The sequence below is a fragment of the Brooklawnia sp. genome (assembly GCF_032229645.1).
Lineage (GTDB): Bacteria > Actinomycetota > Actinomycetes > Propionibacteriales > Propionibacteriaceae > Brooklawnia.
The window spans coordinates 1-20,019 of sequence record NZ_JAVTWX010000010.1; the positions used below are offsets into that span (position 1 = coordinate 1).

General features: G+C 66.0%; 19 protein-coding genes. 3 read left to right on the forward strand and 16 right to left on the reverse strand.

Annotated features, from left to right (window positions below):
• Positions 1-162 precede the first annotated feature (162 nt).
• Positions 163-717 (forward strand): serine O-acetyltransferase, encoded by a 555-nt coding sequence (gene cysE / locus AAFP05_RS00510; protein ID WP_341727892.1) that lies wholly within the window; start codon positions 163-165, stop codon positions 715-717.
• A 5-nt stretch (positions 718-722) separates the two neighbouring features.
• Here the strand turns inward: cysE and AAFP05_RS00515 are convergent, their stop codons facing one another.
• From AAFP05_RS00515 to tsaE, 12 genes are all read right to left on the reverse strand, one after another.
• Positions 723-1,040, reverse strand: coding sequence for a chorismate mutase (locus AAFP05_RS00515; RefSeq protein ID WP_341727893.1), 318 nt, complete (start codon positions 1,038-1,040; stop codon positions 723-725).
• A 1-nt stretch (position 1,041) separates the two neighbouring features.
• Entirely contained in the window at positions 1,042-2,145 is a 1,104-nt protein-coding gene (locus AAFP05_RS00520; protein ID WP_341727909.1) for a GuaB3 family IMP dehydrogenase-related protein, read from the reverse strand.
• A 108-nt stretch (positions 2,146-2,253) separates the two neighbouring features.
• Positions 2,254-3,735, reverse strand: a complete 1,482-nt coding sequence (gene guaB / locus AAFP05_RS00525) for an IMP dehydrogenase (protein WP_341727910.1) — start codon at positions 3,733-3,735, stop codon at positions 2,254-2,256.
• A 51-nt stretch (positions 3,736-3,786) separates the two neighbouring features.
• Positions 3,787-5,193: a polyprenol phosphomannose-dependent alpha 1,6 mannosyltransferase MptB gene (mptB, locus tag AAFP05_RS00530; protein WP_341727894.1), complete on the reverse strand. Its 1,407-nt coding sequence runs from the start codon at positions 5,191-5,193 to the stop codon at positions 3,787-3,789.
• A gap of 175 nt (positions 5,194-5,368) precedes the next feature.
• A complete protein-coding gene (groL, locus tag AAFP05_RS00535; protein WP_341727895.1) occupies positions 5,369-6,961 on the reverse strand; it encodes a chaperonin GroEL in 1,593 nt (530 codons plus the stop codon).
• 11 nt (positions 6,962-6,972) lie between these two features.
• Positions 6,973-7,269, reverse strand: coding sequence for a co-chaperone GroES (groES, locus tag AAFP05_RS00540; protein ID WP_341727896.1), 297 nt, complete (start codon positions 7,267-7,269; stop codon positions 6,973-6,975).
• A 375-nt stretch (positions 7,270-7,644) separates the two neighbouring features.
• Positions 7,645-8,799 (reverse strand): class I SAM-dependent methyltransferase, encoded by a 1,155-nt coding sequence (locus AAFP05_RS00545; RefSeq protein ID WP_341727897.1) that lies wholly within the window; start codon positions 8,797-8,799, stop codon positions 7,645-7,647.
• Positions 8,796-9,284 (reverse strand): 8-oxo-dGTP diphosphatase, encoded by a 489-nt coding sequence (locus tag AAFP05_RS00550; RefSeq protein WP_341727898.1) that lies wholly within the window; start codon positions 9,282-9,284, stop codon positions 8,796-8,798. Before AAFP05_RS00550 ends, AAFP05_RS00545 begins: the two co-directional genes overlap by 4 nt.
• A gap of 30 nt (positions 9,285-9,314) precedes the next feature.
• Complete coding sequence (gene tsaD, locus AAFP05_RS00555) at positions 9,315-10,358, reverse strand: tRNA (adenosine(37)-N6)-threonylcarbamoyltransferase complex transferase subunit TsaD (RefSeq protein ID WP_341727899.1); 1,044 nt, start codon at positions 10,356-10,358, stop codon at positions 9,315-9,317.
• Entirely contained in the window at positions 10,355-10,831 is a 477-nt protein-coding gene (locus AAFP05_RS00560; protein WP_341727900.1) for a GNAT family N-acetyltransferase, read from the reverse strand. Before AAFP05_RS00560 ends, tsaD begins: the two co-directional genes overlap by 4 nt.
• Entirely contained in the window at positions 10,828-11,529 is a 702-nt protein-coding gene (tsaB, locus tag AAFP05_RS00565) for a tRNA (adenosine(37)-N6)-threonylcarbamoyltransferase complex dimerization subunit type 1 TsaB (RefSeq protein ID WP_341727901.1), read from the reverse strand. Before tsaB ends, AAFP05_RS00560 begins: the two co-directional genes overlap by 4 nt.
• Entirely contained in the window at positions 11,526-12,491 is a 966-nt protein-coding gene (tsaE, locus tag AAFP05_RS00570; RefSeq protein ID WP_341727902.1) for a tRNA (adenosine(37)-N6)-threonylcarbamoyltransferase complex ATPase subunit type 1 TsaE, read from the reverse strand. Before tsaE ends, tsaB begins: the two co-directional genes overlap by 4 nt.
• Positions 12,492-12,636: 145 nt before the next feature.
• Here tsaE and AAFP05_RS00575 point away from each other — a divergent pair, with 145 nt between their 5' ends.
• Positions 12,637-13,776 (forward strand): glycosyltransferase family 1 protein, encoded by a 1,140-nt coding sequence (locus AAFP05_RS00575; protein ID WP_341727903.1) that lies wholly within the window; start codon positions 12,637-12,639, stop codon positions 13,774-13,776.
• On the opposite strand, the gene AAFP05_RS00580 is transcribed toward AAFP05_RS00575, so the two are convergent.
• Genes AAFP05_RS00580 through glmS form a run of 3 tightly spaced genes read right to left on the reverse strand, consistent with a single transcriptional unit; the run spans position 13,722 to position 17,399 of the window.
• A complete protein-coding gene (locus AAFP05_RS00580) occupies positions 13,722-15,155 on the reverse strand; it encodes an NAD(P)H-hydrate epimerase (protein WP_341727904.1) in 1,434 nt (477 codons plus the stop codon). The genes AAFP05_RS00575 and AAFP05_RS00580 overlap by 55 nt on opposite strands.
• Before the next feature lie 14 nt (positions 15,156-15,169).
• Positions 15,170-15,544, reverse strand: a complete 375-nt coding sequence (locus AAFP05_RS00585; RefSeq protein ID WP_341727905.1) for a holo-ACP synthase — start codon at positions 15,542-15,544, stop codon at positions 15,170-15,172.
• Positions 15,545-15,551: 7 nt separating this feature from the next.
• Complete coding sequence (glmS, locus tag AAFP05_RS00590) at positions 15,552-17,399, reverse strand: glutamine--fructose-6-phosphate transaminase (isomerizing) (RefSeq protein WP_341727906.1); 1,848 nt, start codon at positions 17,397-17,399, stop codon at positions 15,552-15,554.
• A gap of 148 nt (positions 17,400-17,547) precedes the next feature.
• Between glmS and coaA the strand changes: the two genes are divergently transcribed.
• Positions 17,548-18,471, forward strand: a complete 924-nt coding sequence (gene coaA / locus AAFP05_RS00595; protein ID WP_341727907.1) for a type I pantothenate kinase — start codon at positions 17,548-17,550, stop codon at positions 18,469-18,471.
• Between the two features lie 39 nt (positions 18,472-18,510).
• On the opposite strand, the gene glmM is transcribed toward coaA, so the two are convergent.
• Positions 18,511-19,866 carry a phosphoglucosamine mutase gene (gene glmM / locus AAFP05_RS00600; RefSeq protein ID WP_341727908.1) on the reverse strand — a complete coding sequence of 452 codons (1,356 nt, stop codon included), beginning with the start codon at positions 19,864-19,866 and terminating at the stop codon, positions 18,511-18,513.
• Positions 19,867-20,019 lie beyond the last annotated feature (153 nt).

Genomic DNA, 20,019 nt, shown 5'->3' on the forward strand with positions numbered 1-20,019 from the left:
ATGCATGATAAGGCGGAGGTTCGCCCTCGTGCTGGTAGCACGTGGGCGTGGCCGAGAACGCAATCAGGCGCCCGATCCAGGAAGCGACACGCAGCGGTAATTCTCTGGAGGGTCCTAGCAGTTCTGATCGACGAAGCCTGTTCAAGGTGATTGGATGGTCTTGTGAGCTTGTTTTCGAGGATTCGCCTGATCGCCTCGCGCTTCAACGAGGATCTGGCCGCCGCGCAACGTGAGGACCCGGCGGCCAGGTCCAAGTTGGAAATCGCGATCATCTATTCGGGCCTTCACGCGATCTGGATGTACCGGGCCGCGCATTGGATGTGGGACAAGCCGGGACTGCGTTTTCCGGCCCGGCTCCTCAGCCAGATTGCCCGCGGCATCACCGGCATCGAGATTCATCCGGGTGCCACCATTGGCAGGCGATTCTTCATCGACCACGGCATGGGCGTGGTGATCGGTGAGACCGCGATCATCGGCGACGACGTGCTCATCTATCACCAGGTCACCCTGGGTGGTCGGGCCCGCGGGCGTTTCAAGCGCCACCCCACCATCGGCAACCGCGTCCTGATCGGTGCGGGGGCCAAGGTGATCGGCGACATCACGGTCGGTGACGATGCCAAGATCGGCGCGAATGCGCTTGTCGTCAAGGATGTCGCGCCGGGTGCCGTGGTCGTCGGCATTCCGAGCAATGTGCATTCGGGCGATGTGATCGCCTGATTTCGTCAGTCGCCACCCTTGGGATGACCGTCGGCTATCTCCAGGTGATGGCGCACGACTTCGCGGACGATGAAGTTCAGCAGCTTCTCGGCGAATTCGGGGTCCAGATCGGACGCGATCGCCAGTTCACGCAGCCGCTCGATCTGGTGCGCCTCCCGGCCGGGGTCGGCGGCCGGCAGCCCGTGCTGGGCCTTCAGCCTGCCGACCCGCTGAGTGATCTTGAAGCGCTCGGCCATGATGTGAATCAGCGCGGCGTCGAGATTGTCGATGCTGCCGCGCAGCCGCAGCAGTTCGGCCATGGTGCGGTCGCGATCCTCGGTCATCTCAGTGGATGATCAAGTCGATGCGCTGGAAGGACTTCACCTCGGTGTATCCGGTGGTCGCAAGTGTGCGGCGCAGCGCACCAACCATGTTCATGGTGCCGTCCGGCGAATGCGACGGGCCGAGCACGACCTCCTTCAGGCTGCCGACTTGCCCCACCTCGACGCGGCGTCCGCGCGGCAGGTTTTCGTGCCAGGCCTCGGCACCCCAATGCCAGCCACTGCCGGGTGCCTCGGTGGCGCGGGCCAGCGGCGTGCCCAGCATCGCGGCATCGGCACCGCAGGCCAGCGCCTTGACGACATCGCCCGAGTAGCCCATGGAACCGTCGGCGATCACATGCACGTAGCGGCCTCCCGACTCGTCCAGGTAGTCGCGGCGGGCCTCGGCGACATCCGAGATCGCGGTGGCCATCGGCACCTCCATGCCCAGCACCTGCCGGTTGGTCGAGGTGGCGGCACCGCCGAAGCCGACCAGCACGCCGGCCGCGCCGGTACGCATCAGGTGCAGTGCGGTCTGGTAGGTCGCGCAGCCGCCCACGATGACCGGCACGTCGAGGTCATAGATGAACCGGGTCAGATCGAGCGGCTCGACCGCGTTGGAGACATGCTGGGCGCTGACCGCAGTGCCGCGCACCACGAAGAAGTCCAGGCCGGAGGCCTCGATGACTGCCGCGAACTCCTGGGTGTTCTGCGGGCTGAGCGCGCCGGCGACCGGCACGCCCGCCTCCCGGATTTCGCGCAGCCGCTCGGAGATCAGCTCTGCCTTGATCGGCTCGGCGTAGACCTCTTGCAGCCTGCGGGTGGCCTCGGCCTCATCGGTGATCGCTGCGAGTTCGTCGAGCAGCGGCTGGGGGTCGGCGTAACGCGTCCACACACCCTCCAGGTTGAGCACCCCCATCCCGCCGAGGCGACCGAACGCGATCGCGGTCGATGGGCTCATCACTGAGTCCATCGGTGCGGCCATCAGCGGGAAGTCGAAGGTGATGGCATCGATGCGCCACTCCAGATCGATGGTCTCGATCCCCCGGGTGCGGCGAGTGGGCATGATCGCTACATCATCCAGCGAGAACGCCTGCGCGGCGCGCTTGCTTCGTCCGATGTCGTACAACATGGATCCTCCAATTCGGCTGAACGCCACACCAATCTAGGCGATCCGGCACGCCGACGCCGACATCGGCCATCAGGCGGGCCTGGGACACGCCGCCCTTGTGCCCGGTCAGTGCTTCACGTAGTTCGGCGCCTCGATCGTCATCTGGATGTCGTGCGGATGCGACTCACGCAGCCCGGAGGCGGTGATCCGGACGAAGCGTCCGTTGGTCTGCAACTCCGCGATGCTCCGGGCGCCGCAGTAGAACATCGATTGATGCAGCCCGCCGGACAGCTGGTAGAGCACCTGGGACAGTGGCCCGCGGTAGGGCACCTGGCCCTCGATGCCTTCGGGGATGATCTTGTCGTTGCTGGTCACGTCCGACTGGAAGTAGCGGTCCTTGGAGTAGCTCATGGTGCGCCCTCGGGTGGCCATCGCACCGAGCGAGCCCATGCCGCGGTAGCTCTTGAACTGCTTGCCGTTGATGAAGACCAGCTCGCCAGGGCTCTCTTCACAACCGGCCAGTAGCGAGCCGAGCATCACGGTGTCGGCACCTGCCACGATTGCCTTGGCGGTGTCGCCGGAGTATTGCAGCCCGCCATCGCCGATCACCGGCACGCCGGCCGGCTTGGCGGCGCGTGCCGCCTCGTAGATCGCGGTGATCTGGGGCACACCGACGCCCGCGACAACCCGGGTGGTGCAGATCGAGCCGGGCCCGACGCCGACCTTGATGCCGTCCACCCCGGCCGCGATGAGCGCCAGGGCCGCCTCATAGGTGGCTACATTGCCGCCGATGATGTCGACATCGCGGGTGGCAGGTTCAGCCTTGAGTCGCCTGATGAACTCCACCTCAGCCTTGGAGTGGCCGTGGGCGGTATCGACGACCAGGCAGTCGACGCCCTCGTCGACGACGGCCATGGCGCGTTCCCAGGCGTCCCCGAAGACGCCGACGGCGGCCCCGACGCGCAGCCGGCCCTGGGGGTCCTTACAGGCGTTCGGGTACTGATCGGACTTCACAAAGTCCTTGAGCGTGATCAGGCCGCGCAGTCGTCCGGCCTCGTCGATGAGCGGAAGCTTCTCGATCTTGTTCTTGGCCAGCAGCCCCAGCGCATCGTCCGACTTGATGCCGACCGGAGCGGTGACCAGCGGCATCTTGGTCATCACGTCGCCGACCAGTCGTCCGGGATCGCTCTCGAAGCGCATATCGCGGTTGGTGATGATACCGAGCAGCATCATCGACGAGTCGACCACCGGAATACCGCTGATGTGGTAGGTGGCACACAACTCGTCGGCCTCGCGCAGGGTCGCGTCCGGGCTGATCGTGATCGGCTCATCGATCATGCCGGCCTCGGACCTCTTGACCTGGTCGACCATCCTGGCCTGCTCATCGATCGAGAGGTTGCGGTGCAGGATGCCCAGACCGCCCTCGCGCGCCATGGCGATGGCCATCCGCTGTTCGGTGACCGTGTCCATGGCTGCTGACAGGAACGGCACGTTGAGGGTGATATTGCGGCTCAGCCGAGCCCCGGTGCGAACCTCGCTTGGGATGACATCCGATTCCCGGGGCTGTAGTAAGACATCGTCGAACGTCAGGCCGAGAGTCTCGAACATTGGTGGTATTCCGGCGGGAGTCAACTGTTCAGACACCGCACATCCCTTCCATCACACGGCTGGAAAGGGCCAGTTTAGCCGCCCGATCCGACCGCGCCTTGCCCAGTTCGCGAGCAGCAGCGCCAGGGCCACCCCGATGCCCTGCGCGACCGGGATCGGAAAGCCCGCGTAGTCGAGCAGCACGCTGGTGGTCAGCAGCGCGGCAACGCCGGCCATCACCCAGCGACCGGCTGTCCGGCTGATCGCGACCGCCCCCAGCAGCACGCCTCCCCACAGCACATACCACGGCTGCAGGCTTGGGTAGCTGAACGCGAAGACGATCAGCGCCCAGGCGGTGAACGCGATCGGACGAGCGGCCGCCTGCTTCCAACCGATCCAGCCGATCGCGGCCAGGCCGATGGCCAGGAAGATGGGCGTGAGCACCGACACGGCACCGCGAAGCGACACCGAGGTGAACATGTCGACCGCGGCTGCCAAGGTGTGGACGATCGATTGGCTGCCGGCGCTTTGCGGCGAGCCGGACGCGGTTGCCCAGCCGACGCCCCAGCCGGACGCCAGGGTCGGGATCGCGAAGCCGACCACAGTGCCCACCAGACCCAGCGGCAACCGCCACAGCGCCTTCGGGAAGACTGTCTTCCAGGCCTCCCGGTGCGTTGTGCCGGGGCCCGCTGCGACACCCGCCAGCGCAACGCCGACCATCATCAGGCCAAGCGGCTGCTTGACGGCCATGGCCAGTCCAACCGCCACGCAGCCGAGCGGCCACCAGTGCTTCCAGCGCAAGGCCAGCCAGATGCCGAAAACGCCAAGCGCTACGCCCCAGGAGTCGTTATGCCCGCCGCCGATGAAATGGACGATCACCAGTGGATTCAAGACCCCTAGCCAAAGGGTATTTCCGGGCGGTTGGCCGGCAAGTCGTCCAATGCGCGGCAGGCAGGCGCCGATGCCGATCACCGACAACACACCGGGCAGCCGCATGGCGAAGACCGACCAGACCGGGTTGGCCCCGCTGATCGCGACCATCGCGGCCTGGATCTGCAAGGCGAGCGGCGGATAGATGGTGGTGGTGAATTTCCAATAGCTGTCGACGCCGAACTGGAACGGACCGCCGATCGTGCTGAGCGGGGTCGTATACGGGTTATGCCCCTTGAGCACGATCCAGCCCTGTTCGAGGTAGGCCCAGACATCCTTGCTGAGCAATGGCGGGCAGCAGAGCAGCGGCAGACACCACAGCGCGAAGATGCGCCAGGCCTGCCGCTGGTCGGCGCCACGCACCTTCAACCAGCCGACGAACAGCAGCGCCACACCGATGGCGGCGGGCAGCGTGTGAGCCCAGCGGATGGGCAACGGGTTGGATCGTCCGGCGAAGCCCAGCCCCCACGGCGAGGCCAGCCAGGCCGAGATCGCCAACAAGGTGGTGCCTGCGAGTCCGATCACTGTTCCCCGGCTCGTCTGCTGCACCCAGGCATAGTAGCCGGTCGGCCAATGCACCGGCCGCGCTGATCATCGGATCGATGCCGAACCGTCACCGAAGGCATGGCCCCGGGGAATAGCCTCGAACGAGCATCGGGTGCAGCCGGATCCCGTGATGGGATCAGGCTGCACCCGATGACTTTCGAAATGAGTCGGTCAGCGACTACTTCGCGTCGTCCTCGTCGTCCTTCTGCTCGACAACCAGGGTCTCGGTGGTCAGCAGCAACGAGGCGATGGAGGCCGCGTTGGCCAGCGCCGAACGGGTCACCTTGACCGGGTCGATGACACCCTGATCGATCAGGTTGCCATACTCGCCGGACTTGGCGTTGTAGCCCTCGTTGGGGCCGAGTTCGGCAACCTTGGCCACGATCACGTAGCCGGGCACACCGCCGTTCTCAGCGATCCAGCGAAGTGGCTCGACCAGAGCCTGACGCACGGTCTGAACGCCGACGCGCTCGTCGTGGTCGGAGACCTCGACATTGTCCAGCACCTTGGCGGCGTGCACCAGAGCAGCGCCACCACCGGCGACGATGCCCTCTTCGATCGCAGCGCGGGTAGCCGAGACGGCGTCCTCGATGCGGTGCTTCTTCTCGTTCAGCTCCACCTCGGTGGCAGCCCCGACCTTGATCACGCAGACGCCGCCGGCGAGCTTCGCGACCCGCTCGGCGAGCTTCTCGCGATCCCAATCCGAATCGGTGTGCTCCATCTCGCTGCGCAGCTGCTCGACGCGGGCCTTGACCTCGACCTGGTCGCCGGCGCCGTCCACGATGGTGGTGTTGTCCTTGGTGACGACGACGCGACGAGCGCGGCCGAGCACCTCCAGACCCACCTGGTCGAGCTTGAGGCCGACCTCGGGAGCGACGACCTCGCCGCCGGTCAGGATGGCGATGTCTTGCAGCATGGCCTTGCGGCGGTCACCGAAGGCGGGAGCCTTGACTGCGACGGCGTTGAAGGTACCGCGGATCTTGTTGACCACCAGGGTCGACAGCGCTTCGCCGTCGACGTCCTCGGCAATGATGACCAGCTGACCGTGGGCGGCGATGACCTTCTCGAGCATCGGCAGCAACTCGTTCATGTTGCTGATCTTGCCCTGGTTGATCAGGATGTAGGGATCGTCGAAGACGGCCTCCATGCGGTCCTGATCGGTCACGAAGTACGCCGAGATATAGCCCTTGTCGAACTGCATGCCCTCGGTGAAGTCGAGCTCGGTGCCCAGGGTGTTCGACTCCTCGACGGTGATGACGCCATCCTTGCCGACCTTGTCGAAGGCCTGCGCGATGATCTCGCCGATCTCTTCGTCACGGGAGCTGATGGTCGCGACATTGGCCATGTCGGCGGTCGACTCGACATCGCGGGCTACCGAATGCAGCTCGTCGATCACCAGGCCGACGGCCTTGTCGATGCCACGCTTCAGACCGATCGGGTTGGCACCGGCAGCGACGGCCCGCAGGCCCACATGCACCAGCGCCTGAGCCAGCACGGTCGCGGTGGTGGTGCCATCGCCGGCGACATCGTTGGTCTTGGTGGCGACCTCTTTGGCGAGCTGAGCGCCGAGGTTCTCGAAGGGATCGGTGAGGTCCACCTCTTTGGCGACGGTCACACCGTCGTTGGTGATGGTGGGAGCACCGAACTTCTTGTCGAGGACGACGTAGCGACCCTTGGGGCCGAGCGTCACCTTGACGGTATTGGCGAGGGTGTCCACACCACGCTCGAGAGAGCGGCGGGCCTCCTCGTCGAACTGAAGTTGCTTAGCCATGAATCAGCGCCTCACTTCTCGACGACGGCGAGGATGTCGCGCGCGTTGAGCAGCAGGTAGTCAGTAGCGTTGTAGCGCACCTCGGTGCCGCCGTACTTGCTGAAGATGATGACATCTCCGACCTTGACGTCCATCGGCACGCGGTTGCCCGCATCGTCGATGCGACCCGGGCCGGCGGCGACGACTTTGCCTTCCTGCGGCTTCTCCTTGGCGGTGTCGGGAATGACCAGACCCGAAGCAGTGGTGGTCTCGGCCTCGAGAGGCTCAACGAGGACGCGGTCCTCGAGCGGCTTGATCGTGGTTGCCACGTTCAAACCCCTTTCTGTTGTCTAGGTGTCACGTTGCAGTACGAGCGGGACGTCGTCGCGGGTGCCGTTCCGATCGTTGGCACCCGAGCTGGTCGAGTGCCAGAAACCACATTAGCCCCGCTATTGGCACTCAGACAAGCCGAGTGCCAGACGGGGTGAGTGGCGAGCGCGTCGGCGTCGCCGGCTCGCCCCTTTCGCGTAGCGGCTCCACCCCGCAGAAGCTACCGAAAACCACAGCGACCAGCGAACATTCGGCAGCCGCCGCGACTTTCGCCAGCTGCTGTTCGACCCGGGGCGGCGGTGCGCCGCGTCGAGGATCTGTGCAATGCGCAGCGGAGCGGCCATCGATGGCTCGCTGGGACGGCAACCAAACGCTCAGAGCCGACGGCAGACCAGGGCCTTCGTCCCAGTGGTGGTGCGTGCGATGATCAGGGTCGCGGCATTCGGGCCCGAGGGCTTCAGGCTGCGGCGCAACTGCGCCGGGTCGATGTCCACCGCCCGCTTCTTGATCTCCAGGGTGCCGATCTTGTTGGTGCGTACCCAGGCCTTGAGCACCTTGACGTTGAAGTCAAGCGTCTCCAGCACCTCGAAGCAGGACGCGAAGGGCGTCTCGACGAACTCATCGCTCGACGAATAGGCCACCTCGGGGTGCAGCAGCCAGGTCCTGGGGCTGATCCGGCCGATCGCCTTGGCCCGGATGACAGCGCCGTTCGGGTCGAGCAGAAATCGTCCGGGGGCGGCGACGACAAGCTCGGACGCGAGCGGATCCGCCTCGATCCGGTCGTCGTCGGGCAGCAACACAGCCGCGCTGGCACCTGCCTGCTCCGGTCCGAGCCTCCAGAGCCCGGCCTCGACGACATCGCCGCGATCCGACACCCAGCAGGCCTCGACACCGTCCGGGATGAGCTCGCGCGGCACCCCGGGGCCGAGTTTGACGCAGATCGGTAGCCCGCTGTCGAGCAGCCCGAGCACGAAATCCCAGGACGGGCTGAAGTCCGCGACCCGCCAGCTGCGTCCGGCGGCGGTGCGGCGGCCCGGGTCGACGAAAACACCGGTGGCCGGCTCGGACGAGGCCAACAATCGGGGCCCGACAAGGGTCGCGTCGCCGCAGATCACCTCAGCGCCCGGAAGATTCGCACGAGCCAGTTCGGCGGTCAACGGATCGGCCTCCACGGCGACGACATCCAGTCCCGCGTCGAGAAACGCCAGGGCGTCCGAACCGATGCCACAGCCCAGGTCGATCACCCGCCGCACTCCGGCAGCCCTGAAACGCTCTGCTCGCCATGCCGCGACCGAGGAACGAGAGGCCTGCTCCAAACCGTCGCGGGTGAACCACCTCGTGGCTGCCCGGTCGCCGAACTTGGTCCGGGCCTTGCGGCGCAGGCTCGCCTGAGTCAGCGCGAACGCCGCCACCTCGGGCGCAAATCGGGCACGCAGTCGTGCGGCAGCTCCGAGTGATTCGGGGTCGGCCTCGGCCATGGCTGCCTCGGTGGCCGCCACTCGTTCATCCCAGGACGCCTGCTCGCTCATCGGACGACACCGGACCAGCCGAGCGGGCGTCCGTCCTGATAGGGAATGACCAGGTGAAACTGCTCGATCGAACGATCGAACGTCTGGGGTAGGAAGAAGCGGTCGCCCTCCCACATCGGCAGCTCGGCGAGCGCCGCGATCGGCTGCCAGGCCAGCGGTCCTTCGGCATTGCGTTCGGGGATCTCGCCGGTCCATTCGTCCACGATGAAGATGAATCCGAAAACGGACGCGCCATCTGCGTGGAAGCCCGGCCAGCTGACGGTGCCGCGCAGCCGCATGGAGACGACCTCGATGCCGGCCTCCTCGCGCAGCTCGCGAGCCATCCCCGACCAGACGTCCTCGTTCGCCTCGACCTTGCCGCCAAGCCCGTTCCATTTGCCCAGCTGTTCGTCGTCCGACCGGCCGACGCGATGCACCATCAGCACCTGATCGCCGTCCGGGGACATGACGAAGCCGAGCGTGGTCAGCTCCGGACTGAAGGGCATGGCGACCTCACCTCGGGCAGGATCGAAGGGTCAGGCGATGACCTGGGTGACGGGCATGCCGGAATCGGCGGGAATCCGCAGGCTGCTCGGTGCGCGTCCGGCTTCGATCACCTGGGCACCCAGGACCGCGATCATCGCGCCGTTATCGGTACACAATCCCGGACGTGGACGCCGCAGCTCCACGCCGGCCTGCTCGCAGCGTTCCGCCAGCAGGGTGCGCAGCCGCGAATTGGCCGCTACCCCGCCGCCCAGCACCATGTGCTCGATACCGAGTTCTCGGCAAGCGTCAATGGCCTTGGCGGTGAGCACGTCGGCGACGGCCTCCTGGAAGCTGGCCGCCACATCTGGCACGCTGATCTCTTGCCCATCGCGTTCGGCCCGCTCGACGTACCTCGCGACGGCGGTCTTCAATCCCGAGAAGGAATAGTCGAAGCGATGCTTTTCGAGGTCGTGCCGTGCGGTCAGGCCGCGCGGAAAGCGGATCGCCTTGGGATCACCGCCCTGGGCGGCCTTGTCGATCACCGGCCCACCCGGGTATTCGAGACCGAGCAGCCGCGCCACCTTGTCATAGGCCTCCCCCGCGGCGTCGTCGATGGTCGTGCCCACTTCGGTGATGTCGCCGGTGATGTCGCGGACAGCGAGCAGCTGAGTGTGACCACCCGAGACCAGCAGCGCCAGCACCGGGCTGGGCAGCGGGCCGTGATCGAGGATGTCAACCGCGACGTGCCCGACCAGATGATTGAGACCGAAGAACGGCACCTTCAATACCGACGCCAGCGTCTTCGCTGCGGAAAGACCGACGACCAGCGAGCCCATCAACCCCGGGCCGGCCGTGACTGCGATCGCGTCCACCTCACCCAGGTCGACATCCGCGGTAGCCAGGGCACGCTCCAGGGTGGGAACCATGGCCTCCAGATGGGCACGCGACGCCACCTCGGGTACAACGCCGCCGAAGCGGGCGTGCAGTTCGACAGAGCTCGCCACCTCGTTCGCGAGCAATTCGGTACCCCGGACGATGCCGACGCTCGTCTCATCGCAGCTGGACTCGATGCCCAGCACCAATGGAGCGCTCATGCCCACCACCGGGCGCCGGCCGCGAGAGCGGGATGCGGCAGCGCACACTCCATGACCACCGCATCGTGCCCGGGACCGTAATAGTCGCGGCGACGCGAGATGGGCTCGAAACCCGCGGCACAATAGAGCCCCAGCGCGGCGGCATTGTCCTGACGCACCTCGAGCAGCATCCGGTCAGCACCCGAAGCCTCTGCCCATTCCTTGCCCACGCTCACCAACCGGCGACCCACTCCGCGACCGCGCTGGCCCGGTTCGACGATCACCCGCAGCAGTTCAGCGGTGTCGTCCAGAACGCTGAAGCAGGCGACCGCCTCAACTCCCGACGAGTCGCGGCTGACCAGCACCAGCCGGTGCAGGGCATCGAGTTCGCTGACCCAAGATGCCGCACTCCACCGCTCCGAACGGGCGAATCCGGATTCTTCCAGGCCCAGCAATGCGGTCAGGTCATTGCGGTTTGCGGTGGAGACGATCATCGTTTCTCCTGTCGGTAAGCGATGCGCAGCTTGGCTGTGGAGGCCAACGCCGATTTACGAGTACGCGGAACCTCAGCGTCAGGCTTTCGCAGATATGCCGGTTCCAGACCGGTGTCCGAAAGCTGGTCGATCAACGCGGCGGCCAGCGCTGCGTCCAGACGATGCGGCGCACCGGGAGCGATGCGGTCGACGAAGGCCTCCGGATAGACCTCGACGCCCGGCCCACCCACCGGCAACAACGGCAGACCACCGGGGATCGTCACCGCTGGACCGGATAGCCGCTTGCCGGACGAGTCGTAGCTCGCCCAGTAGAGCTCTTTGCGGCGAGCGTCGGTGGCGACCACGACATCGCCGTCCGGACGCGACTCGCCGACCAGCCAGGCCAGCGCGATCGCGTCCAGGCTGCCGAATCCGCGCACCGGTACACCGGCGACCACACTCAGTGTGCGAGCAGTCACGATCCCGATCCGCAGCCCGGTGAAAGGCCCGGGCCCGACACCGACCGCGATCAGCGACAGATCGGACGCAGTCAGCTCGTGTGCGCCGAGCAACTCGTCGATCATCGGCATCAGCTCTTCGACGTGCTTGCGGGAGCTGGTCTCGGTTCGCGAATCGATCGGCCGGCCGCCGTGGGCCAAGCCCACATTGATGCCGCTGGCGGTGTCGATCGCCAGCACCCACCCGGAATCAGAACTCACATTTCCCCCTGTTCGCCGGCCAGCGCCCACAGATCCACGCCCCGCCAGCGCGGCCCGACGCCGCGAACTGTCACGAGGCGGGTGTCGTCGTCAATGTCGTCACTGCGTTCGATGTCGATCTCCAGCCGGTCCGCAGCCAGGTGTTCGGCCAGACCGGCGCCCCATTCGATCAGGGTGACAGACTCGCCGAGCGTTTCGTCCAGGTCGAGGTCGTCGAGTTCGGCCGCCGAGCCGAGCCGGTAGGCGTCCACGTGCACCAGCTGCGGTGCCGCGCCGGTCGGACGATGGATGCGGCTGAGGACGAAGGTGGGCGAGGTCACCGGACCACAGACCTGCAGCCCGTCGGCGATGCCCTGGGTGAGCGTGGTCTTGCCCGCACCGAGTTCGCCGTTCACCACGATGAGATCGCCCGGGGCGAGCAATTCTGCCAGCCGGGTGCCGAAATCGCGCATCTGGCCGGCGGTCGGAATCCGGACACTGGCGGGCAGTGCGATGTCGAGAAGCAGCTGATGCTCGTCCAACTCGCGGGCGACGTCAAAGCCGTAGGCCTGCCACCAGGCAACGACATCGGGAAGCTCTCGGCGAGCGATCAATTGCAGCCGCCGCATGCCGGCGCGGGTAGCCAACTCTGCAGCCGCCACGACCAGCTGAAAGGCCACCCCATTGCGGCGGTGCCCCGGGAGCACGCAGACCCGGTGCAACATGCCCGACGGCACGCCGGAGTCCGGGTGAAGCGAGCAAAACAGGCATCCCGCAACACCGGAATCGTCGGAGGCGATGACACCGATCTGGGTGGCGATCCGTGCCTGAACATCGGCCAGGGTATCGCTCATCGCGTCCGCCGGCGGGTCGAGGGCCTTGCGCCCACCGAAAGCCTGGGTGATCACGTGCAGCATCGTTTCAGCATCGCTCGGCTCGGCCAGCCGCAGCTGCAGTTGCTCGTCCAGCTCGGATTCGATCACGGGTTGCCAGTCTACGCGCGCGTCCCGCGAAGGCCGAAACCTCGGCCGACGGCTGCCGCAACTCGGGCCACGATCGACTTCCGGAGACTCCTGGAAAGCAGCTGCGCGTCACGTGCGGTTTCACAGACAACCTAGACTGTCAGATGTGCGAGTCGGATTTGTAACCGAAAGCTTCTTGCCGTCTGTCAATGGTGTAACCAACTCGGTGCTTCGAGCCTTGGAACATCTTCGAGAACGCGGCCATGAAGCTCTGGTTATCGCCCCCAATGACCCTCGCGGCGTTCCCGACAGCTATGCCGGTTTCCCGGTCGTGACCACCGCTTCGCTATACCTGCCCTGGTACCCCGACATGCGGTTGTCGGCGACCTCCGCGAACTCGGTGCATAAGCTGCTGGCGGACTTCGCTCCCGATGTGGTTCACCTGGCCGCCCCGGTCATCCTCGGCTCGAAGGGCGTGATGGCGGCGGCCGACCTGGGCATACCCAGCGTCGCCCTCTATCAGACCGAGGTGCCCCGCTACGCCGTGCAATACGGCTACCCCGCAGCCGAGCCGATCTTCTGGCGGCACCTTCGCAAGGTGCACAACATGGCAACCATCAATCTGGCGCCGTCCACATTCACCCGCGATCAGCTGATCGCCCACGGATTCTCCCGCGTCGATGTCTGGGGACGAGGAGTCGATACCCAACGCTTCAACCCGGCCAAACGAGACCAATGGCTGCACGACTCCTGGGCGCCGAACGGCGAGGTCGTGGTCGGCTACATGGGACGACTGGCACCCGAGAAACAGGTCGAGGATCTACGCGTGCTCGCCGACATGCCGGGCGTCAGGCTGGTGATCATCGGAGACGGTCCACTGCGCACCGAACTCGAGGCGCAACTGCCCGGCGCGGTTTTCGTGGGCATGAAGGCCGGGGACGAACTGCCCCGCTTCCTCGCGTCGCTCGATCTGTTCGTCCACCCCGGCGAATCGGAGACCTTCTGCCAGACGATCCAGGAGGCGCAGGCGAGCGGGCTGCCCGCGATCGCGCCACGCCGGGGCGGGCCCATCGATCTGATCGAGCCCTCACATAACGGCTGGCTCTACACGCCCGGCGATCTCACGATGCTGCGCCACCACGTCAGCGACCTGGTGGGCGACAGCTTCAAACGGACGGCATTCGGGCAGACCGGCAGAACTCAGGTCGAAGGGCGGACGTGGCCCAAGCTCTGCGACCAACTCCTCGACTACTACTGCGCCGCGATCGACCTGGGCGTCAGCTCGCCGGCCAAGATCGGCTTGTGACTGAATTCGGCCAGCTGCACCAGCACCTCGGGGATGGCCTGCACGACCACATCCGGCGGGAAGGGCCCCGGCTTTTGCGCGGCCGCCATCGCCTGCACGGACGCGGCGAGCGCAGCTGCCTTGGGAGCCGCCAGCCCGGCCGCCAGCAGCGTGCCGCAGATGCCGGCGAGGACGTCGCCCGAGCCGGCCTGCGCCGTCCATGACGGTCCGGCGATCGCGAGTGTGACCCGTTCCTGGAACGGATTTGCGATGTACTGGGTGGCGCCCTTGAGCAGCACAGTCGTCTGCCACCGTTGGGCGGCCTCGTATGCCTTGCCGATCGGATCGTCCTCAACCTCGGCGCGCGTGATGCCCAGCAGGCCCGCCAGTTCGCCGGCATGCGGTGTCAGCAACCACCCGTCAGGCAGCTTCTTCGGCAGATGACGCAGCGCATCGGCGTCGACCACTGCGGGCGCCCCGGATTCGAGAATCGGTCCGAACCGCTTTTCGGAGCCTTCGTCACTCCAACCGCAGCCCACCAGCCAGGCCTCCACCCGGCCGGTATTGACCGTCACCGATGGCAGCTTGCGCAGGACGAGATCAGCCAGCCGGTCGGAGCCGACGAACCGGACCATCCCTGCTCCCGAATAGACCGCGCCGGTCACAGACAGCACTGCCGCACCCGGATAGCGGGTCGAGCCGGTGTCCACACCGAGCACGCCACGGGAGTACTTGTCGGCGTACGGGGTCGGCCACGGCCACCAGCGCGCCACATCCACCCGCTGCATCTGACGCAGATTCGAGCGGGGTAGCTGCAGCCCGAGATCGGCCACCTGGACATCGCCGCAGACACTGGCGGCAGGCTGCGCCAGGTGGCAGAGCTTGGGCGCACCGAAGGTGATCGTCCGGGTGGCCTCCAAGACGTGCTCGGTACGGTGGTGGTCCTCGGGGGCCAGGCCGGAGGGCACATCGACAGCCAGCACCGGCATCTTCAAGACATCGCACATCTCGGCGAACCACTGAGCGTTCTGCGGCAGGCCGGCTCGTCCGCCGATACCGGTGATCGCGTCGATGACCAGTGAGACATCGGGCAGCAGCCGACCGACATCGAGGTCATCGAGGAAGCGGATACCCACCTGCCGCGCAGCGACCACGCCTTGCGGGTGAGCCGTGCCGGTGACCGGCCAGACCATCACCTGCCGGCGGCCGTCGCGCACCAGTTTGCGGGCAGCGAACAAGCCGTCGCCGCCGTTCTTGCCCGGCCCTACCGCCACCAGGATCGTCCCCTCGGGAACCATCTGCTCGGCGAGTTTGGCCACCTGATCGGCGGCGCGCAACATCAAGTTGACGCCTGGATTGTCTTCGGCAAACTCCTGTTCGGCAGCGCGGATCTTTGCCACAGACTGAATCCCGATCACGATTTCCCCTCACAGATCACAAATGCCGTTGCCAGCCCACCGTCATGACTCAATGAAAGCCGAATGTTCGCCACTTCGCATTCGGCGGCTCTCGCCGCAACGGTACCGCGAATGACGAACTCGGGTGCGCCATTGGACGATGTGGCCACCTCTGCGTCCAGCCAGCTCATACCGCCGGGCGAGCCGAGCGCCTTGGCCAACGCCTCCTTGGCGCAGAACCGCGCAGCCAATGACTCCACCGACCGCAACCTGCCGTCCGGGGTGCGTGCCTCGGCGGCAGTGAAGAGTCGATCCATCAGCCCAGGGCGGCGCTCCAGCATGGCCGCCACGCGGTCGATCTGGCAGATATCCACCCCGAGGCCGATGATCATGGCCGTCTCACTCGACGGTGACGGACTTCGCCAGGTTGCGCGGCTGATCGACATCGTGACCGAGCAAGGTCGCCAGCTCGCAAGCGAAGAGCTGCAACGGAACGGTCGCCACCATCGGCTGCAGCAACGTCGACAGGTGCGGCAGCCGGATGATCACATCGGCGTCCGCCTCGATGCTGTCGTCGCCCTCCTCGACCAGGACGATGGTGTACGCGCCACGAGCCTTGACTTCCTTGATGTTGCTCACGACCTTGTCGCGCAGCTGATCGCGACCTTCCGGCGGGACGACCACGAAGACCGGCATGCCGGGCTCGATGATCGCGATCGCGCCGTGCTTGAGCTCACCGGCGGCGAATCCCTCGGCGTGCTGGTAGGCGATCTCCTTGAGTTTCAACGCCCCCTCGAGCGCCACCGGATAGCCGACATGGCGGCCCAGGAAGATGAAGTCCTCGGCCTTTGCCAGATCGTGCGCCAACTCGTAGATCCGATCGGCGCCGTCCAGCATCTGCTGAACCATCTGCGGGGTCCGCTCCAACTCGTCGGTGATGACGCGGATCTCGTCCGCATACTTCATGCCGCGCACCTGAGCCAGATAGAGACCCAGGAGGTAGCAGGCGGCCAGCTGGGTGAGGAAGCCCTTGGTCGAGGCCACACCGATCTCGGGACCGGCGTGGGTGTAGATCACCGCGTCCGATTCACGCGGGATGGTGGCCCCGTTGGTGTTGCAGATCGCGATCACCTTGGCGCCCTGCACCCTCGCATGCCGGATGGCCATCAAGGTGTCGGCGGTCTCGCCCGACTGGCTGATGGTGACGACCAGGGTCTGCGGGTCGATGATCGGATCGCGGTAGCGGAATTCCGATGCCACCTCGACCTCGCAGGCCACCCGCGTCCAGTGCTCGATTGCGTACTTGGCAACCATGCCCGCGTAGTAGGCGGTGCCGCAGGCGACGATCACGATCTTGTTGATGCGGCGCAAGTCCTCGGGAGAGATGCCGCGCATCTCATCGAGCACCAATTCTCCCTTGGAGTTGAATCGGCCCAGCAGGGTGTCGGCAACCGCCTGCGGCTGCTCGAAGATCTCCTTGCGCATGAACCAGTCGAAGCCGGACTTCTCGGCCGCGGAGGTGTCCCAGTCCACGTGATAACGCTTGGTCTCGGCGGGCTCACCGTCGAAGCCGACGACCTCGATCTCGTTCGCTGTGATGCGGACGATCTGGTCCTGGCCGAGTTCGACCACGTCGCGGGTGTGCTCGATGAAGGCGAGCACATCGGATGCCACGAAGTTCTCCCCGTCTCCTACGCCGACCACCAGCGGAGAGTTGCGACGGGCCGCGATGACCTCGCCGGACCGGGCGACATCGACGGCGACGAGGGTGAAGGCACCCTGCAGACGTTCCACCACGGCGCGCATCGCATCGATCAGGTTGCCGCTGGCCTGCAGTTCGGCGGCGAGCAGGTGAGCGGCGACCTCGGTGTCGGTCTCGGAATTGAACTCGACACCGGCCTGCGTCAGCTCGGCGCGCAACTCCGCGAAGTTCTCGATGATGCCGTTGTGCACGACGGCGACCCGACCGTCGGCCGAAACGTGCGGGTGAGCATTCTCGTCGGTCGGCCCACCATGGGTGGCCCAGCGGGTATGGCCGATGCCTTGATGCGCAACGGGGAAGTCCAGCGTGGCCAGCTCGGCTTCGAGGTTGGCGAGCTTGCCTGCTTTCTTCGCGACGCTCAGCTTTCCATCGGCGACGACTGCGATGCCTGCCGAGTCATAGCCGCGGTATTCCAAACGTCGCAGTCCCGAGATGATGACCTCACGCGCGTCGCGTGGGCCGACATAGCCAATGATTCCGCACATGGGAACACCATATCTGATGCGCTATCTACGCTCTTACCCGTACCGGGCGGGGACGAACCGAGCTCCGGCATGCCGCGCGTCCGGACTCGCCGGGCATCCCACCGACCGCTAGGCTTTCCGGCATGTCGAGACACGGAGGTCGGATACCGTGACCAGCCCATGGGTTAATGTGCCACGCCAGGCGTGGGCAGATCTTGCGACAGACTGTCAGTTGAACATCGATACCGCCACCGTGACCCGGCTGCGCGGTCTCCAGGATCCGACCGATGAACGCGATGTGGCCGAGGTCTATCTGCCGCTGGCCGAGCTGCTGAATCTCTACCGCATCAACCACGACCAGCTCTATGCCGATTCCTACGGCTTCTTGAAGATTGCCCCCACCAAGACCCCGTTCATCATCGGTGTGGCAGGCTCCGTCGCCGTCGGCAAGTCCACCTCCGCTCGGCTTCTGCAGGAGTTGCTTCGTCAATCCGACGGCCATCCCCGGGTGGATCTGGTCACCACCGACGGCTTCTTGCATCCGAACGCCGTGCTCCAGGCCCGGGGCATCCTCGACCGCAAGGGTTTCCCCGAGAGCTACGACCGCCGGGCACTACTCGACTTCGTAATCGCGGTGAAATCCGGCGTCGAGGAAGTACAGGCACCGGTCTACTCGCACGTCATCTACGACATCGTCGCCGGCCGGCGGATCACTGTCACTCGTCCGGATGTCTTGATCGTCGAGGGCCTCAACGTACTGCAGCCCGCGCCGGCCGGACGAGGCCATCTGACGATCAGCGACTTCTTCGACTTCTCGGTCTATGTGGACGCCGACGAATCCGCCATCAGGCAGTGGTTCGTGACGCGGTTCATGGCGCTGCGCGACACCGCCTTCCGCGATCCCACGAGCTTCTTCCGCGCCTACGCCGAACTTTCGGACGATGAGGCGGTGCAGCAGGCCAACACCGTCTGGGACGGGATCAACAAGCCGAACCTGATCGAGAACATCGAGCCGACCCGGGAACGGGCCACCGCGATTCTGCGCAAGGGCAGCGATCATGTGATTTCCGAGGTGCGGATCCGGCGCATCTGATCAGCCCGCGACGGCGCCTGCCCAAGGACCGCGAGGGTCCTAAAGGGCCAGGCGAGCGGCGACCAGCTCGGCGAGCCGTTGCGCCACCTGCTGGGCGCTCTCGGTCGTGGTGGCCTCGACCATCACCCGGACGAGCGGCTCGGTGCCCGAGGGACGCAGCACCACGCGTCCGCTGGTACCCAGGGCATTGTTCGCCTGGGTGACCGCGCGCGTGATCTCAGGATCGATGCCCGCGCGCATCTTGTCGACATTCGGCACGTTGATCATCACCTGCGGCAGGGTTGTCATCACCGACGCCAGTTCAGCCAGCGTGCGTCCGCACCGCGCCACCCGCGCAGCGATATGCAAGCCGGTCAGCACACCGTCGCCGGTATTCGCGTATTCGCTGATGATCACATGTCCGGACTGCTCGCCCCCGAGGGTGAAGCCGTTCTGGGCCATTGCCTCGAGCACGTAGCGGTCCCCCACCCGGGTCTGCTCGACCTGAATGCCGTTCTCGCGCATCGCATTGATCAGCCCGAGATTGCTCATGATGGTGGCAACCAGGGTGTTGTTGTGCAGCTTTCCCTGCTCCTTGAGATCGAGCGCCAGGATCGCCATGATGTGGTCACCGTCGACGACCGCACCGGTCGCGTCCACCGCCAGGCAGCGGTCGGCGTCGCCGTCGAGGGCGATGCCGAGGTCGGCGCCGTGTTCGACGACGGCGGCCTGCAGGCCCCCGATGTGAGTGGATCCGGCATTGTCATTGATGTTGAGGCCGTCGGGGTTGTTGTGGATGCCGACGACCGTGGCACCACTCGCCTCGAAGGCCGCTACTGCGGTGAAGGACGCGGCTCCATTCGCCGCATCGACGACGACCTTCAACCCATCCAGCCGAGCACCTTCCAGGCTGGCCACCAGCGCATCGATGTAACTGCGCCGCAGAGCGTGGGCCTCGTCGGCGCGGATCCGTCCGACGCTCCCGGCGACCGGACGCTTCCAGTTCTCGTTGAGCCGTTCTTCGATGGAGTCCTCGATCGAGTCGTCGAGCTTGACGCCGCCGCGCTGGAAGAACTTGATGCCATTGTCGGGCATCGGATTATGGGAGGCCGAGAGCATCACACCGAGATCGGCGTCCTGCGTATTGACCAGATAGGCCAAGCCGGGTGTCGGCACGATGCCCACATCGATGACGTCAACGCCGGTACTGGCCAGCCCCGCATTCACCGCCGCCGAGAGCAGCTCGCCCGAGATACGGGTATCGCGCCCTACCAGCGCCGTGGGGCGCCGGTCAGCAAAAGCGCGGGCCTCGCCCAGCACCTTGGCAGCTGCCGCGGACAGTTCCATGGCGAGTTCAGCGGTGAGGTCGGCGTTGGCCACTCCACGCACTCCGTCGGTTCCAAATAATCGTGCCATAAGGGCTAAGCGTAGTGGCCGGACAGACGGCTGCAACAAACGGGTCCCAAACGCACAGCGGCCGCCCACCCGGGGTGGGCGGCCGCGGGGCAGGTAGAAGGGCGCGCGCCCAGCGGATACGCAATCTCAGCGCTTGGAGTACTGCGGAGCCGT

Excerpts from the sequence above, each read along its gene's own strand:
- AAFP05_RS00515 (WP_341727893.1), bottom strand. The coding sequence starts at position 1,040 with ATGACCGAGGATCGCGACCGCACCATGGCCGAACTGCTGCGGCTGCGC.
- guaB (WP_341727910.1), bottom strand. The coding sequence starts at position 3,735 with ATGTTCGAGACTCTCGGCCTGACGTTCGACGATGTCTTACTACAGCCC.
- groL (WP_341727895.1), bottom strand. The coding sequence starts at position 6,961 with ATGGCTAAGCAACTTCAGTTCGACGAGGAGGCCCGCCGCTCTCTCGAG.
- AAFP05_RS00545 (WP_341727897.1), bottom strand. The coding sequence starts at position 8,799 with ATGAGCGAGCAGGCGTCCTGGGATGAACGAGTGGCGGCCACCGAGGCA.
- AAFP05_RS00550 (WP_341727898.1), bottom strand. The coding sequence starts at position 9,284 with ATGCCCTTCAGTCCGGAGCTGACCACGCTCGGCTTCGTCATGTCCCCG.
- tsaD (WP_341727899.1), bottom strand. The coding sequence starts at position 10,358 with ATGAGCGCTCCATTGGTGCTGGGCATCGAGTCCAGCTGCGATGAGACG.
- AAFP05_RS00560 (WP_341727900.1), bottom strand. The coding sequence starts at position 10,831 with ATGATCGTCTCCACCGCAAACCGCAATGACCTGACCGCATTGCTGGGC.
- AAFP05_RS00585 (WP_341727905.1), bottom strand. The coding sequence starts at position 15,544 with ATGATCATCGGCCTCGGGGTGGATATCTGCCAGATCGACCGCGTGGCG.
- glmS (WP_341727906.1), bottom strand. The coding sequence starts at position 17,399 with ATGTGCGGAATCATTGGCTATGTCGGCCCACGCGACGCGCGTGAGGTC.
- glmM (WP_341727908.1), bottom strand. The coding sequence starts at position 19,866 with ATGGCACGATTATTTGGAACCGACGGAGTGCGTGGAGTGGCCAACGCC.